At 45.3% G+C, this 15238-nt stretch carries 14 protein-coding genes; 4 read left to right on the top strand and 10 right to left on the bottom strand.

What is annotated here, in order from left to right; genetic code table 11:
- Positions 1 to 147 precede the first annotated feature (147 nt).
- The 6 genes from xylB to RMX98_RS05570 all read right to left on the bottom strand — a co-directional run bounded on the left by xylB (position 148) and on the right by RMX98_RS05570 (position 8014).
- The gene (xylB, locus tag RMX98_RS05595; protein ID WP_322678868.1) at positions 148 to 1614 is read right to left on the bottom strand and encodes a xylulokinase; all 1467 of its coding nucleotides are present in this window, start codon (positions 1612 to 1614) and stop codon (positions 148 to 150) included.
- 509 nt (positions 1615 to 2123) lie between these two features.
- Positions 2124 to 3623, bottom strand: a complete 1500-nt coding sequence (locus RMX98_RS05590; RefSeq protein WP_322678870.1) for a mannitol dehydrogenase family protein — start codon at positions 3621 to 3623, stop codon at positions 2124 to 2126.
- Entirely contained in the window at positions 3580 to 4737 is a 1158-nt protein-coding gene (locus tag RMX98_RS05585; protein WP_322678871.1) for a sn-glycerol-3-phosphate ABC transporter ATP-binding protein UgpC, read from the bottom strand. The genes RMX98_RS05590 and RMX98_RS05585 overlap by 44 nt, the downstream gene beginning before the upstream one ends.
- A gap of 102 nt (positions 4738 to 4839) precedes the next feature.
- Positions 4840 to 5661, bottom strand: coding sequence for a carbohydrate ABC transporter permease (locus RMX98_RS05580; protein WP_322678872.1), 822 nt, complete (start codon positions 5659 to 5661; stop codon positions 4840 to 4842).
- A 1-nt stretch (position 5662) separates the two neighbouring features.
- Entirely contained in the window at positions 5663 to 6586 is a 924-nt protein-coding gene (locus RMX98_RS05575; RefSeq protein WP_322678873.1) for a sugar ABC transporter permease, read from the bottom strand.
- A gap of 81 nt (positions 6587 to 6667) precedes the next feature.
- Positions 6668 to 8014, bottom strand: coding sequence for a sugar ABC transporter substrate-binding protein (locus RMX98_RS05570; protein WP_322678874.1), 1347 nt, complete (start codon positions 8012 to 8014; stop codon positions 6668 to 6670).
- Between the two features lie 148 nt (positions 8015 to 8162).
- Between RMX98_RS05570 and RMX98_RS05565 the strand changes: the two genes are divergently transcribed.
- Positions 8163 to 8963 carry an SDR family NAD(P)-dependent oxidoreductase gene (locus RMX98_RS05565; RefSeq protein WP_322678875.1) on the top strand — a complete coding sequence of 267 codons (801 nt, stop codon included), beginning with the start codon at positions 8163 to 8165 and terminating at the stop codon, positions 8961 to 8963.
- Positions 8964 to 9064: 101 nt separating this feature from the next.
- Positions 9065 to 10057, top strand: coding sequence for a sugar-binding transcriptional regulator (locus tag RMX98_RS05560; RefSeq protein ID WP_322678876.1), 993 nt, complete (start codon positions 9065 to 9067; stop codon positions 10055 to 10057).
- A 180-nt stretch (positions 10058 to 10237) separates the two neighbouring features.
- Here RMX98_RS05560 and RMX98_RS05555 read toward each other — a convergent pair whose 3' ends face one another.
- A complete protein-coding gene (locus RMX98_RS05555; RefSeq protein ID WP_322678877.1) occupies positions 10238 to 10987 on the bottom strand; it encodes an SDR family NAD(P)-dependent oxidoreductase in 750 nt (249 codons plus the stop codon).
- A gap of 114 nt (positions 10988 to 11101) precedes the next feature.
- Complete coding sequence (locus RMX98_RS05550; RefSeq protein ID WP_322678878.1) at positions 11102 to 12523, bottom strand: DHA2 family efflux MFS transporter permease subunit; 1422 nt, start codon at positions 12521 to 12523, stop codon at positions 11102 to 11104.
- Positions 12524 to 12988: 465 nt separating this feature from the next.
- Here RMX98_RS05550 and RMX98_RS05545 point away from each other — a divergent pair, with 465 nt between their 5' ends.
- Positions 12989 to 13438: a hypothetical protein gene (locus RMX98_RS05545; protein ID WP_322678879.1), complete on the top strand. Its 450-nt coding sequence runs from the start codon at positions 12989 to 12991 to the stop codon at positions 13436 to 13438.
- Between the two features lie 44 nt (positions 13439 to 13482).
- On the opposite strand, the gene RMX98_RS05540 is transcribed toward RMX98_RS05545, so the two are convergent.
- Both RMX98_RS05540 and RMX98_RS05535 read right to left on the bottom strand, forming a co-directional pair.
- The gene (locus tag RMX98_RS05540) at positions 13483 to 13905 is read right to left on the bottom strand and encodes an ester cyclase (RefSeq protein WP_322678880.1); all 423 of its coding nucleotides are present in this window, start codon (positions 13903 to 13905) and stop codon (positions 13483 to 13485) included.
- Positions 13906 to 14088: 183 nt separating this feature from the next.
- Positions 14089 to 14247 carry a hypothetical protein gene (locus RMX98_RS05535; RefSeq protein ID WP_322678881.1) on the bottom strand — a complete coding sequence of 53 codons (159 nt, stop codon included), beginning with the start codon at positions 14245 to 14247 and terminating at the stop codon, positions 14089 to 14091.
- A gap of 36 nt (positions 14248 to 14283) precedes the next feature.
- On the opposite strand from RMX98_RS05535, the gene RMX98_RS05530 reads away from it, so the two are divergent.
- Complete coding sequence (locus RMX98_RS05530) at positions 14284 to 15231, top strand: glycosyltransferase family 2 protein (RefSeq protein ID WP_322678882.1); 948 nt, start codon at positions 14284 to 14286, stop codon at positions 15229 to 15231.
- The last annotated feature ends 7 nt before the right edge of the window (positions 15232 to 15238 follow it).

Genomic DNA, 15238 nt, shown 5'->3' with positions numbered 1-15238 from the left:
GGCAGGAGGCAGGAGGCAGAAGGCAGGAGGAAAGAGAGTTTGAGCTTCGTTTATCTTTATTAACATAGTTATGTTTTTTCTCACCAACTTACTTATTTTTTCTGTAAATCTTCAGTAATTTACTCTAACTTTAAGATAATTTAATTCTCAACGAACAGCTTTCAATGTATCGTAAAGTAGGTTGTAGCGCTTAAATCCTGCTTCATACAAAGGATTTGGCTGCGGCTGTACTACATTATTATCCTGCGGTAAAATCTTGAGTGCAGTTTCTAAATTCGGATAAATACCAATCCCCACCATTGCCAAAATAGCTGCTCCGTAAGCAGCTCCTTCTTCAGCTTTGGGAGCAATGAGTTTGGTTTGCAAAACATCTGCCAAAATTTGTAACCAGATGTGAGAACGTGCGCCTCCACCCGTTGCTAAGAGTTGATCGAGAGGAGCGATCGCACTAATTACCTCCAATGCTGACCGCAAGCTAAATGCAACCCCTTCCAGCACAGCACGAATTATATCTGCTTGCGTATGAGCTAATGATAAATTTACCAAAGCACCGCGAGTATCTGGATCGAGGTGGGGACTGCGTTCTCCTGCGAGGTGGGGTAGAAATAGCACACCACGCGCCCCAGGCTGCGATCGCTCTGCCATATCCATCAGTTCGGTGTAAGATATATGCGGTGCAAATGTATCTCGATACCAACGCAGAGAACCACCTGCTGCTAGCGTCACTCCCAGCAGATGATAGCTACCATCCACATGGCAGAACAAATGTACCCGACCTTCGGCATCGGGAATTGGGTGATCGCACGGTGCAAAGATCACTCCCGATGTGCCAATACTCAAACTACCCCGGCTCAGGTTGTTTGATGAGATGCCTAAACCGATGGCGGCTGCGGCATTATCGCCTCCACCTGCAACCACTGGTAATCCCACAGGTAATCCCACACGGGCGGCTATTTCTGGTTTGAGTCGTCCTGCGATCGCGGTAGATTCGATTACCGGAGGAAACAACGCTGGATTAATATTAAGAGCATGGAGAATATTTGTATCCCATTGTCGATTTGCCAGATTTAGACAGCCGACACCAGAGGCATCAGACGGTTCTGTTACTGCTTCGCCCGTTAGCACATATCCTAGATAATCTTTGGGCAAAAGAATCTGCCATAACCGAGTGTATGCTTGTGGTTCTTCAGTCCGTAACCATAAAAGCTTCGGCAGTTGAAACCCTGTAATTGCCGGATTTCCAGTGCGCTGGATCAACTCCTGTCGGGGAATAGCGGCTTCAATCTCAGCAACAGCTTTACCTGTGCGCTGATCATTCCATAAAATTGCCGGTCTAATCGCTTTGCCATCCGCATCAAGAGCAACCATACCATGCATTTGTCCAGATAAGCCGAGGGCAATTGTCCGATGTCCGTTTAGCTGTTGAGTAACATCGAAGAGAGCATCCAAGCTGGCTTCCACCCAATCCGATGAGTTCTGTTCCGTCCAACCGGGTTGTGGAGTTAACAGGGGATAGCTTCTGGTTGACTGAGCGATAATTTGCCCTTGTAGATTAACTGCGATCGCTCGTACTCCTCCTGTACCCAAGTCTAAGCCAATTACGATGTCAGTCATATCAAGTTCGGATAATAGTTATACCAATTCGCAATTCGCAATGGGCGCAAGACTTTCATGATTTACATCTGTTGCCTTATCTTGGAGAATTGGTGTTATGCTTCCTACAGTCATTGCACCCCACCCCGCCAAAGCTACGCTTTGTCTCCCCTCTCCTTAGCAAGGCTATGGTGTACACACAATTCTTTTGACCTGCAACTTAATTGCATTGACTTGCAACTTAATTGCATCGACCTGCAACTTAATTGCATCGACCTGCAACTTAATTGCATCGACCTGCAACTTAATTGCATCGACCTGCAAAAATTAACCCACCCGGCGTTACGTAGCAACTTTAAAATTTTTGTGTGTACACAGTAGCCTTTCCAAGGGGAGGGGATTAAGGGTGGGGTTCTTCGTGTTTAATAAGTAATCAAGCGAACATGATATTAATTGCCCCTCAAAATTTTCAAGGTTAGAAGGCGGAAATTAAACTTCCGCCTTCAAATGTTACAGCTTTCACTCTCTGGTTAAGTTTTCTGTAATAATTTAACTAATGTTTCTTTCGCTCCAAACTCATAAAGTCTGCGTAAATGGTTCGTAACTGCATCAACAAAAAGCGGTGACTGCGATAAATCGCCAAAAATCTCAGTTAAATTGAGCAATGGTTTGGCATCGCTGCCACTGGAATGAGCTAGTTGAGTCAGAGTACCTGCTATTGGGTCATCAATGGGAATGGTGTTACCTTGGTCATCCTGTCCGTTGAGGTAACGGAACCAAGCAGCAACCGTTAGGCTCATGTAATCAATGGCCCCTCCTTGATGTAGCGCGTCACGGACTGAGCCGAGAACAAATTTTGGCATTTTGGCGGAGCTGTTCAAGCAAAGACGCGGGAGTTGATCTCGAATCTTAGGATTGGCAAAGCGTTCAATTAAGGTCTTTTTATAATCGTCTAAATCAATTCCAGGTACGGGTTGAAGTGTGGGCGTAACTTCTGCCATCAAATTATCGACAGCTTGCCGAATTAATGGATCTGCCATAACTTCATGAACGTAAGTGTAGCCTGCCAAGGAGCCAAGATAGCCAATTAACAAGTGACTGGCGTTGAGCAGCCGGATTTTCATCATCTCATAGGGATGAACATCACTCGTCATCTGCACGCCAACTGATTCCCAATCAGGTCTACCTGCGCTGAAATTGTCTTCGACTACCCACTGAAGAAACGGTTCAGCAACCACTGGAAAGGCATCATCGATGTTAAACTGTTCCGCCACCATTTTGATATCTGCTGGGGTGGTGGCGGGGGTAATGCGATCGACCATGCAGTTGGGAAAAGCCACCTGTTGGGCAACCCAATGCCCCAATTCTGGGTTTTGCATTTGGGCAAATGCGGTTAACATTTTGCGGGCAATATTGCCGTTACCTTGCAGATTGTCGCAGGACAACACGGTGAACGGTGCTATTCCTTGTTGACGGCGGCGATCGAGTGCTGCTGTCAAAAAGCCATATACTCCAATTGGCTCGTCGGGATGCTGCAAATCGTATTGAATTGTCGGGTGATTGGCATCGAATTCACCGCTACCTTCAATATAGTAGTAGCCGCCTTCGGTAATGGTGAGGGTAACGATGCGGCATTTGGGGTCTGCTAAGGTGTCAATCACAGCTTGGCGGTTATCTGGGGCAAACAAATATTTTGTAATTGCTCCGATCGCACGGGCGCGATCGCCTGCTGGGGATCTCTCAACTAAGGTATACAAACAATCTTGTGATTTCAGTGCATCCCGCATCCGTTTGTCGAATTCTAGTAGCCCAACTCCGCAGATTCCCCATTCACTATCGGGATTTTGATGGAAGTAATTATCCAGGTATAATGCCTGATGTGCGCGATGAAACCCGCCTACACCGATATGGACAATACCGTTAGTAATTTGATGGCGATCGTAATTGGGTACGCGAACGTTATTGCCTAAATGAGACAGAGATGCTTCATTCAGCTTGATTGCTGAGTCTGTGCTGATATTGCTGTTCATGGGATTCATTCTGGGTTAGGTGGTGACGATGAACTTTGGGGATGGCTTCACCGTCGCGATCGAACAAATGGCAAAGCTCACCGTTAATGTAAATCGGAACGTAATCGTGCATGTTGGCTGGATTATCCCCGTCTGTTTGCACAACTATGGTTTCGCCACCGGCAATTTTGATGTAGAGAAAGGTTTCTCCACCCAATCGTTCTACGACTAATACTTCACCATTCACGCTTGCGTTATTGCGATCGAGCCGCAGATGTTCGGGACGAATCCCTAATGTTGCTCTATCTCCAACTGAGAGGGTTTTGGGCTTCACCGGAATCGTTACGCTTGCGTCACCAGGGAGTCTAACTGTTGCCCCAGAGTCATTGACGGCTGAAACTGTCACCGAAATAAAGTTCATTTTTGGCGAACCAATAAATCCAGCAACGAATAGATTGCGGGGATGATGGTACAGTTCCAGGGGAGAACCCATTTGTTCGATAATGCCGCCCTGCAACACCACAATCTTATCGGCAAGGGTCATTGCCTCAACTTGATCGTGGGTGACGTAAATCATCGTGGCTTGCAAGCTGTCGTGTAAACTGGCAAGCTCAATCCGCATCTGCACCCGCAATGAAGCATCCAGGTTGGACAATGGCTCATCAAACAAAAATACTTTGGGATTACGCACCAAAGCACGACCGATCGCCACGCGTTGCCGTTGTCCTCCTGATAGTTCTTTGGGCTTCCGGTTCAAAAGCGGCTCTAGTTGCAGGATACGGGCGACTTCACGCGCCCTTTCATAACGCTGGGCTTTCTGCATACCCGCAAGCCGGAGGCTAAAGGCCATATTTTCTGCCACTGTCATGTGGGGATATAAGGCATAAGTTTGAAACACCATTGCTAAACCACGTTTATCGGGTGGCACATCATTGACTTTTTGTCCATCAATGAGTAAATCGCCGGAGGAAATTTCTTCTAGTCCAGCAATCATACGGAGTAAGGTTGATTTTCCACAGCCGGAGGGGCCGACGAAGACGACGAATTCGCGATCGCCCACGTCGAGATCGATACCTTTGATGATCTCTGTGTCGGCGTAGGTTTTATGGATATTTCTTAAAGCAACTGTTGACATAAAATGTTTCCATTAATGAGTTCAAGTTTTTTCTTACGCACAGACGTAGAAGTGCAACGACGAACACAAGAATTTCTTTTAATACCTCCTGCCCCCTGCCTCCTACTTCACAGCACCGAAGGTCAGACCCCGGACTAATTGCCGTTGACTCAGCCAACCGAAGATGAGGATGGGTGCGATCGCCAATGTTGATGCTGCCGAAAGTTTTGCCCAAAATAATCCTTGAGGACTGGAAAAGGAAGCAATAAAGGCTGTGAGTGGGGCGGCATCTGCCGTTGTCAAGTTCAAGCTCCAAAATGCTTCGTTCCATGACAAAATAATCGAAAGCAAGGCAGTGGATGCAATTCCGGGTACTGCCAATGGCAACAACACATGCACAAGTTCTTGCTGTGTGGTTGCTCCATCCATGCGATCGGCTTCGAGAATTTCTTTAGGAACTTCTTTGAAGAAGCTGTAAATCATCCAGACGACAATGGGCAAATTAATCAGGGTATAAATGATAATCAAACCGATGTGACTATCTAGTAATCCGGCGTTGCGGCACAAAATGTAGATTGGCACTAGTACACCAACAGGTGGCAGCATTTTGGTGGACAGCATCCAGAGTAAAGTCCCCTTGGTGCGTTTGGTTGGGAAGAATGCCATTGCGTAGGCGGCAGGTACGGCAAGCAGCAGCGCGACTATAGTCGATCCCAAGGAAATCGCTACGCTGTTAAAGGCATAATTGAAATAATTTGCTCGGTCTTGGATGGCAATATAATTCTCCAATGTCGGGCGGAAAAACAACTGAGGGGGAGTTGATACTGCCGCTACTTCAGTTTTGAAACTGGTGAGAAACATCCAGAAAATTGGAAAAAACAATATGCAAGCGGCAAGCCAGCCGAGTAATGTCCATAGCCAAATCTTCGAGGTTTTACGTGCCATGTTAAGTATCCAAATTACGAGCAACACTACGCATTAAAAAGATTGCCACGATGTTGGCAAGGATGACGGCAATTAATCCACCGGCTGAAGCACCGCCGACATCGAATTCCAGTAAGGCTTTTAAGAAGATGTAATAAGCCAGATTAGTAGTTGCAAGTCCCGGCCCGCCGCCTGTGGTAACAAAGATTTCGGCAAAGATGGTCAGGAAGAAAATTGTCTCAATCATGGCTACCACCGAAATGGCACGGCTCAGATGCGGTAGCATAACGAAACGAAATAGAGCGATCGCATTTGCACCATCCATCCGTGCAGCTTCTAACTGGTCGCGATCGAGTGATTGAATTGCAGTCAATAAAATCAGCAAAGCAAAGGGCAGCCATTCCCAGGAAACAATAATAATGATGGCAAGCAAGGGAACGCTGGCAAACCAATCGATCGCCCCCAAACCCAAACCTCTAGTAATTTGAGCAAAAAACCCATTCACTGGATGCATCAGCATATTTTTCCAGATGAGGGCGCTAACTGTGGGCATAACAAAAAATGGGGAGATTGCTAGTACCCGCGCTACTCCACGACCATAAAAGTCTTGGTCAAATAGTACTGCTAGTAATGTGCCCAGACCAATTGTGATTGCTAAAACAGAAACAACCAAAACTATTGTGATGGCGATCGATGTCCATAAAGCTGAGTCACTAAGGATGAAAGTGAAATTTTCAATCCCGATGAATTTACGTGCATCTGGATTCAGCAAGTTATAACGCTGAAAGGAAAACCATATAGTCATCACCAGAGGCACAATCATCCACAGCAATAAGAGAACGACTGAAGGCGCAACCAGAGGTAAGGTTGATACTTGCCGCGTAGTCCGTTGCTTGGTGGGTGGTGGCGTTTCGTGTTGAGGTTTTACTGCTAATGAAGAAGACATAATAACAATTCAAAATTCAAAATTCAAAATTCAAAATGGCAGCATTTACGCAAAATCTCTTTAAAATTCCTATGCTCAATTTCACTCGATATAACCCGTGTGTTTCATGAAACGTTCAGTCGATTTCTGCGATCGCTGCAATGCTTGATCTACCGAAGTTCGATTGGTCAACGCCGCCGCTAAGGTTTGCCCGACTGAAGAACCGATCGCTTGAAATTCTGGAATATCAACGTATTGAACTCCTTTATACGGAGTTGGTTGTGCAGATGGACGGGTAACATCGGCAGATTGGATTGCTGCTAACACGATTTCTGCAAAGGGTGCAGCTTTTCGATAGTTGGGATTTTCATAAGTGGAAGTCCGAGTTCCTGGTGGCACAGCAACCCAGCCATTTTCCTTGGCAACCAGTTGAATGTATTCCTTTGATGTTGCCCAGGCAACGAACTTTTGCGCGGCTTCGGGTGATTTTGAGGTTTTTGGAACCGCTAGCGCCCAAGCCCAAAGCCAATTTGAGCCGTTAGGATATTTTTCAATTGGCGCACGAGCAAAGCCAACTTTGTTATATACTTGGGATTCTTTCGGATTGGATAACAACCCCGCAGCAACGGTTGCATCTACCCACATACCGCATTTACCCGTTGAGAATAATGCTAAATTCTCATTAAATCCATTGGAACTGGCTCCTGGCGGCCCATATTTGTTGAGCAAATCGATATAAAAGGCGATCGCCTCTTTCCAAGCTGGAGTATTGATCGTTGGTTGCCACTTCATATCAAACCACTGTCCACCATAGGTATTAACCAATGTGGAAACAAATGCGACATTTTCACCCCAACCGGGTTTTCCGCGCAAACAAACTCCATAAACCCCATTTGCTGGGTCGTGGATTTTACTTGCCCATTCTCTCATCTGGGGATAAGTTGGCTGTTGAGGAACCGCAATTCCAGCTTTTTCAAACAAGTCTTTGCGGTAGTACAACATGGAACTTTCCCCATAGAATGGCACAGCATATAGTTTGCCGTTATTGGAAAGTCCTTCTCGTATAGGTTTGAGTAGATCGTTTACATCATAGTTTGCGCCTAGATCCAAGGGTCTTAACCAATCCCGTCTAGCCCAGATTGGTGTTTCATAGGAACCGATGGTCATGACATCAAACTGCCCACCCTGGCTTGCAACATCTGTAGTTGTGCGTTGGCGTAACACATTTTCTTCCAGCACAACCCACCGGAGTTGAATATCAGGATTAGCTTCTTCAAATTTGCGAGAAAGCCCTTGCATCACCACCATGTCGCCATTATTTACAGTGGCGATCGTTAGTTTAGTTTTCTCTGCGGCTTGGGAGCGCGGTGAGCAAGCATATACTAATTGCGCCAGCATCACTCCAGCGAGAAATGCAGCTAGCACTTTAGCGAAGCGGCGAATACGCATCGCATAACTCCTTTAAAGTAAAAAACCGAATAAAATAAATTTTTGATTTTATGCTCTAATTTTGGGCAAAAGCTCAATAATAGAAATCATACCAATCTGATTTTCATCGTGGGCATTTGCAACAATTCTTCAATAAGAGGTTGAATCTATGACAGCAAAAGCAACTTATCAGTTTGCAGGTAAGACGATCCTAATTACTGGCGGTGCAGGAGATATTGGCAAAGCAACTGCACACCGTTTTGCTGCTAATGGCGCAGGAATAGCCTTGCTAGATTTGAATGAACCGAAGATGACAGATGTCGCTGGGGAACTAAAAGAGTACAACGTTCCAGTCGGCACGTTTCGTTGTGATGTTACATCTAGTGATGATGTTGCCAAAGCCTTTACTGCTGCTGTAGAGCAGCTTGGGCGAATTGACTATGTATTTAACAACGCAGGTTATCAAGGAGCGTTTGCCAAGACTGACGAATATCCTGAAGACGACTTTCAAAAGGTGATCGACATTAACGTTGTCGGCGTTTTCCACATTCTCAAGGCGGCTGCACAGCAATTACGCGATGTAGGTGGAGGTGCGATCGTCAACATGGCGAGTTATGCAGGGGTGGTTGGGCCGCCAAATATGCTAGCTTATGCTGCTTCCAAGTTTGCGGTGATTGGAATGACTCAGACAGCAGCAAAAGACTTGGCTCCTTATGGCATTCGGGTGAATGCACTCTCGCCTGCGTTGATTGGCCCTGGTTTTATGTGGACGCGACAAACCGAATTGCAAGCAGCAGTAGGATCGCAATACTTTGACGCCGATCCCAAGGTAGTTGAGCAACAGATGATCAATTCAGTACCAATGCGACGTTTGGGAAGCCTGTCAGAGGTGGCAAATGGAGTAGCGTTTTTGATGAGTGAAGAGGCAAGCTACATTAGTGGGTTTAACTTGGAGGTGACTGGGGGGTAATAGAAATTTAAAAATAATTGAGCAAAGATTATCTCTTTGGGCATATAGTATAAATAATGCAATTATACCTTTGATAGAGACATAGTTTTTGCAGGTAGTATATGGGACAACCTTTTTTAGAGCAGCGCGATGCGAGCAAGGCTGGCTTGCCTCTTAGGGCGCGCAAATTAGACCTGGCTGCTCATGCTGCTTGGCTCTATTACATCGCCGGCAATACGCAAGAAGAAATTGCCGCCAAGCTCAATGTGTCCCGGCAAGCTGCACAACGCTTAGTGGCATTGGCGGTCAGTGAAAAATTGATTAAATTTAGACTCGATCATCCCTTGAGTGAATGCATTGCTCTGGCTGAGTCGTTACGCGATCGCTTTGCTCTGTCACTTTGCGAAGTAGTACCAACTGACGCAGGTAGTGGTGATACATTATACGGAATTGGTGTATGTGCTGCCACCCACCTAGAGGCTTACCTGATGGCTAAAACCCCGACCATACTAGCGTTGTCATCAGGTCGCACATTGCGAACAATGGTGGAGCAGATACCCTCAATGAACCAACCCCAGCATAAGATTGTGTCAATTATTGGCAATATGTCTCATTCTGGGCGTGCAGGTCGTCACGAAGTGGTTATGCATTTATCCGATCGCGTCGGTTCCCAAGCTTACCCAGTGCCGACTCCCGTTGTTGCAACTAGCATTGAAGAACGAGAACTCTTGCAGACTCAGCGATCGTTTCTCACCGTCAAAACTCTCGCCGAGCAAGCCAAAGCAACCTTTGTCGGAATTAGTCACATTGCCTGGAATGCTCCGTTACATCAAGACGGCTTCATCAATGACGATGAAGTGGCTGAATTGATTGAACTAGGAGCAGTCGGAGAAATTGCAGGTTGGGCTTACAGCGATCGTGGAATATTGCTGCAACAAGGGACAAACAACCGGGTTGCCAGTGTAGCCCTCGAACAACCCGCTCATCGACTGATTATTGGAGTGGCGAGTGGTGTGAGAAAAGCGGAGGCGATTTTGGCTGCTCTGCATGGCAAGTTAATTACAGGACTAATTACCGATGAAGCTGCTGCCCAAGCGATTCTTTCTAAAATTTAGTAAATATAGCAACAGGCAAGGTGGTTAGGACATCAACAGACGATAAAACTTAGATACAAAAAGGTTTTTCACCCAGTCCCCAGTCCCCAGTCCCCAGTCCCTTGCTATACTTGGAATTTGGTTAAAGATTTTCACTACTTATCTAAAAAAGGGCATGACTGTTAAGCCTGCCCTTTAGCTTTAATGTTCTTGTCCCGTTGGTCGGATGAGGATTTCGTTGACATTAACGCGTGGTGGTTGCGTAAGCGCGTAAACGATCGCAGCCGCAATGTCTTCGCTTTGCAGAGGTTGAATTGACTTGCGTCGTTCTTCGATCCGTTGTTTGGCAACGGGATCGGTAATTTGGTTGTCAATTTCCGTATCCACCAAACCAGGTTCAATAATGGTGACGCGGATGTTGTCTTTGTGGACTTCTTGGCGCAATGCTTCCGAGAGGGCATTAACACCCCATTTGGTAGCATTGTAAACACCAACACCCGCCCGTGCTGTCCGGCCTGCCACTGAGGAGATATTGACTATATGCCCCGATTTTTGCGCTTTCAACAGAGGCAAAACGGCATGAGTCGCATACAGCAGTCCTAGTACGTTGAGGTCAAACGATCGCCGCCAGTCTGAGCTATTTCCAGCTTCAATAGTTCCCAGTAAGGCAATCCCGGCATTATTCACAAGGATATCGACCCTTCCCAATTCTGCATTTGCCTTTGCCACCAAGTTATTTACCTGAGTTTCATCAGTCACATCAGTGACAATAGGCAATGCCTTGCCACCACTAGCTTCGATGCGTTCTGCTAATGCTTGAATGCGATCGCCACGCCTAGCAGCGAGTACTACTGTAGCTCCAACTGAAGCCAAAGCGATCGCAGTTGCTTCTCCAATTCCCGCAGAAGCACCAGTGATAATTGCCACTTTTCCTTCTAATTTACCTGTCATTTCTTTAACTCCTTAGTAATTGATAATTGGGCATTGGGCATTGGGCATTAGGCATTAATTATTCTTTCCCTGCTCCCCTGCTTCCCCTGCTCCCCTGCCCCCCTGCTCCCCTGCCTACCTCTTACCGATCCTCAAAACAGATGCAACAGCCGCCCCACACAGTATTAGGGCTGCAAAGCGAAAAGTTCCTTGGAACCCTGTAACGATCGCATCAGGAGGGGCAACGGAGACATCTGCACCGCCAGATATGCTACCGATTAAGGCTCCAAATATTGCCCCAATTAGAGAAACTCCTACGGTGTTACCTGATGTACGTGATAAAGACAGCAGCCCAGAAGCAATGCCTAGCCGCTCTCTCGGTACCGATCCCATAACAGTGCTGTTGTTGGGCGATTGGAATAAACCTAAACCAATGCCGTAAATAAAATAGCGCGATACATAGCCTAATTCAGTAATTTGAGCATCAAAGGTGCTAATCCCCAAACAGCCGCCAATCATCAACCCCAGCCCAATTGAACTGATTAGTCGAGCGCCAAAGCGGTCTGAAAGTATTCCAGCCAGTGGGGCAATTAAGCCACTCAGTACAGGCGATACGGCTAGTAATAGCCCTACTTTTACCGTCGGATAATGCTTGACGCTCTCTAGAAAGAAAGGGACGATCAGTAGCGAACCGCCAATAACAATGAATGCTAACCAGCCACTTAGCAAACCCATACTCAACTGAAGATTGCGAAACAGCTTTAGCTCTAGTAGTGGCTGCTTTAGAATCGCTTCAACTACCAAAAATGTAATGAAACTTACGGTAGCGATCGCTAATAATACTAATGCATTAGTACTGCCAAAGCCCTGGCTCTGTCCTAGCGTCATACCCAGCCCAAAACTACCCAGAGTCAATAAAGCCAATATGGCTCCCAAAAAGTCAAATTTCTGTTTGCCCTCAATGCGTGCAGAAGGTGGCACTACACGAGCTATCAAGAAACTAGCGATAATCCCCAAGGGTACATTGATGAAGAATATACTATGCCAGCCTGACCAGCTTAAAAGTAATCCGCCAGCAGAAGGGCCAAAAGCAATTCCCAGTGACACTACACTACCGATGATGCCAACAGCCCGACCTCGCTCGGAAGAAGGAAAAACTTCTGTGATGATTGCTAAACCAAGCCCAGAAATGAACACAGCACCTAATCCTTGAAGCGCCCGAAAGCCGATTAACCACTCGATACTAGGTGCAAAACCACACAACAGCGAACTGAAAGTGAACAGAACCAGTCCCCCTTGGTATAAGGACTTTTTACCCCACATATCCCCCAAGCGGGTTGCTCCCAAAACTAAACCGGAACTGACCAATTGGTAACTCAATACAGCCCATTGGGTGGTAGGAAAACTAGTGCCAAAGGCTTGCACTAATGTAGGCAAAGCAACATTAATGATGCCCACATCCAGGGTAGACATGAATACCCCAAGTCCGACACCGAGTAAGACCCAATTTTTTTGAGAGCTTGATAAAGCCAGAGGTTCTGCTTGGAATTGTGCCAATGTTTAGCCTCCACCTTTGACTTTACGGTTGTGAATAGTTTGCATACGTATATTCATTGTAGGGTGCTATCCTCGCTACTAAGTTCAGGAAACTAAGTTTAACGTCAGTTCTTGCACAAGTAGGGAAAAGGTTAAGGGGTAAAGGGTAAAGGTCTGAAATTTCCCCTTTAACCTTTCCCCTTTAACCTTTCCCCAACACAGGTATCGACTTCTCAATTGGCAAGACTAGCTTTTCCACTTGTCATAGATTTGGTAGAGTACGTGGATACTCTTAACTCTGAACTCCTTCGGCTATATTAGCGATCATGTTCAATAAAATACGGTAAATCGATAAAATTACTGTATTTTATACTAGTTAGCAAATTATCATAGACAACTCTAAGAAACAAGGTCTAGAGGGAATGGAGAATGTCAATTATTAAAGTAATATCAGCAACTGTAAATAAGTACCTTTTTGTATAAGCAATGACTCAAAAATCTGCCTTATCTCGATTTGCCCTAGCATTTATTGCAGGCTTTATGTCTGTTTTGCTATTTCACCAAGGTATGTTGGCGCTGCTACATACAGTTAATTTCGCACCTCGCGCCCCCTATTCAACTGCACCAACACAACCATTAGGAATACCGCAAATTTGGTCAAATGCTTTCTGGGGAGGGATTTGGGGAGTAATTTTGGTAGTAATTATGCCTCGTTTTCGACATGATAAAAGCTATTGGTTAACAGCCTTAATATTTGGTGCAATTGCTCCGACGCTAGTGGCTTGGTTTGTGGTCGCACCTCTCAAGGGTCAGCCCATCGGCGGCGGCTGGAAACTTGTAGGAATAGTGACAGGTTTCCTAGTTAATGGTGCTTGGGGTGTAGGAACCGCCGCTTTGCTGAGATTATTTTCTAGAAAACAATTGTTCAACAGCTAATTTTTGAAAAGACTCGCCATTTGTTCAGCAAGTCAGTAGAGTTATTACCCAGAGGTTCCTGGCTCAATCCGCGCCCCAAGTTGAAGAACTCGTCCGAGATCATCAGCATTTCGCCAGGTTTCAATTATCTTCCCGTCAACAATCCAATGAATGAATATAGCTGTGAACGTCTGCTCTCGACCATGACTAGGGATTCCAAAGAAACTTTCCTGAGCGCAGGTGTTGGTTGCACGTACCACAACTTTATCACCTTCAGCAATTACGTCTTCAATTGTCCATTTCTGCTCAATTTTCCCAAACGAACCAAAGAGTTTACGTACCCCATCTGGCCCTAGAGGAAGCCCAGGTAAACTACCGTGCATCCTCCAAGTTGGGGCAGTCATCTCGCAGATATCTTCAATCCGATGCTCGCTAATGAGTTCTATCCACCGCCGAGCAATTATTTTGTTGTCTTCAATGTCAGACATTGCCGCTCCTTTTATACCTTTAATCAAAAATACTGTTTATTTATCAGTGATTAACTCTGGGCTGATGCAAGTTCAAAAATAAATTTTTACTTGATGTATTATTGTTAATTTCTTGAAAGACAACTACTACTGCTTTAAGCAACGCCAAATATTATCGCATTATAGACAGCATCCAAGACACTCTCATTGTTGGTATACTGCCATCTGTTTTAATCGAATGCTCAAAGACACGGAGCATGGTTCTACTTCGCTCACCACAAGTTTTTGGAAGAAGCCATACCACAGCATAGGTTTTGCCAATACAGACAAACAGCGCGTAATATTAGTATCATCTATAACCAAAATAGCTTCCTTCTTGCCCAGTTATTAGTATATAGTATGGCTAAAATTACTGTTTGCATTCCTACTTTTAACCGTGTTCATCTTCTTCCTTATGCCATTGACAGTGTACTCAATCAGTCTGAGCAAGACTTTGAGCTAATTGTTTGTGATGATGGTTCTCGCGATCGCACACCCGAGTTGATGTCACAATACACAGACAATCGGATTAAATATATCCGTCATCAGCAAAATATTGGTAAAAGTAATAATATGCGCTCTGGCTTTGATGCTGCCAGTGGTGAATGTTTTATTAAATTTGATGATGACGACCGACTAACACCCGATTTTCTCGCAAGTACATCAGCTATTCTTGCTCAAGACTCTAGCATTGATTTTGTTGGTACAAACCATTGGATAATTGATATTAACAATGTGCGAGATGAGGCAAAAACTCAAGAAAATTCTCATCGCTGGGGTAGGAAGAATTTACCCGCAGGTATTGTAAATAATTTGTTGGAAGTTGTATTTATTCAGCAAAGCTTTCAAGTTGGGGCGACATTATTTCGCCGAAAAACCTTGCAAGAATTAGGATATATGCAGCCAAATCTGCAAAATTGTGAGGATAATGATTTATTTGTGCGTCTAGCTTTGGCTGGAAAAAAGGGCTATTACTTACCAGAATTATTGATGGAATATCGCACTCATGCAGAGCAGCAAGGTATTAATCGAGCCATTCCTTATTTGTTTGATAAAATTCAGTATTTAGAAAGTTATAAGTTTGAGTCTGAAAAATTAGAGAAAGTTAGGAAAAATCGTTTAACCGAAACGCAATTATTATTAGGTTTGCGTTTAATTGAAAAGGGTGAAACGCAAAAGGGCAGAGAGCTAGTTTTAGCGGGACAGTCTTTTTCGACTGCTAAAGCTTGGACTGGTTTAGGTTTATCGTTGTTACCAGTTGGCTGGCGAGGTAAAGCGTTTAATGCACTGCGACAGATGCAGGGTTAGAGATTGA

Origin of the sequence: Nostoc sp. DedQUE02, from assembly GCF_034531035.1 — a bacterium.
GTDB lineage: Bacteria > Cyanobacteriota > Cyanobacteriia > Cyanobacteriales > Nostocaceae > Nostoc.
Note: the sequence above shows the minus strand (reverse complement) of the source record. Positions and strands in the feature narration are given on the sequence as shown.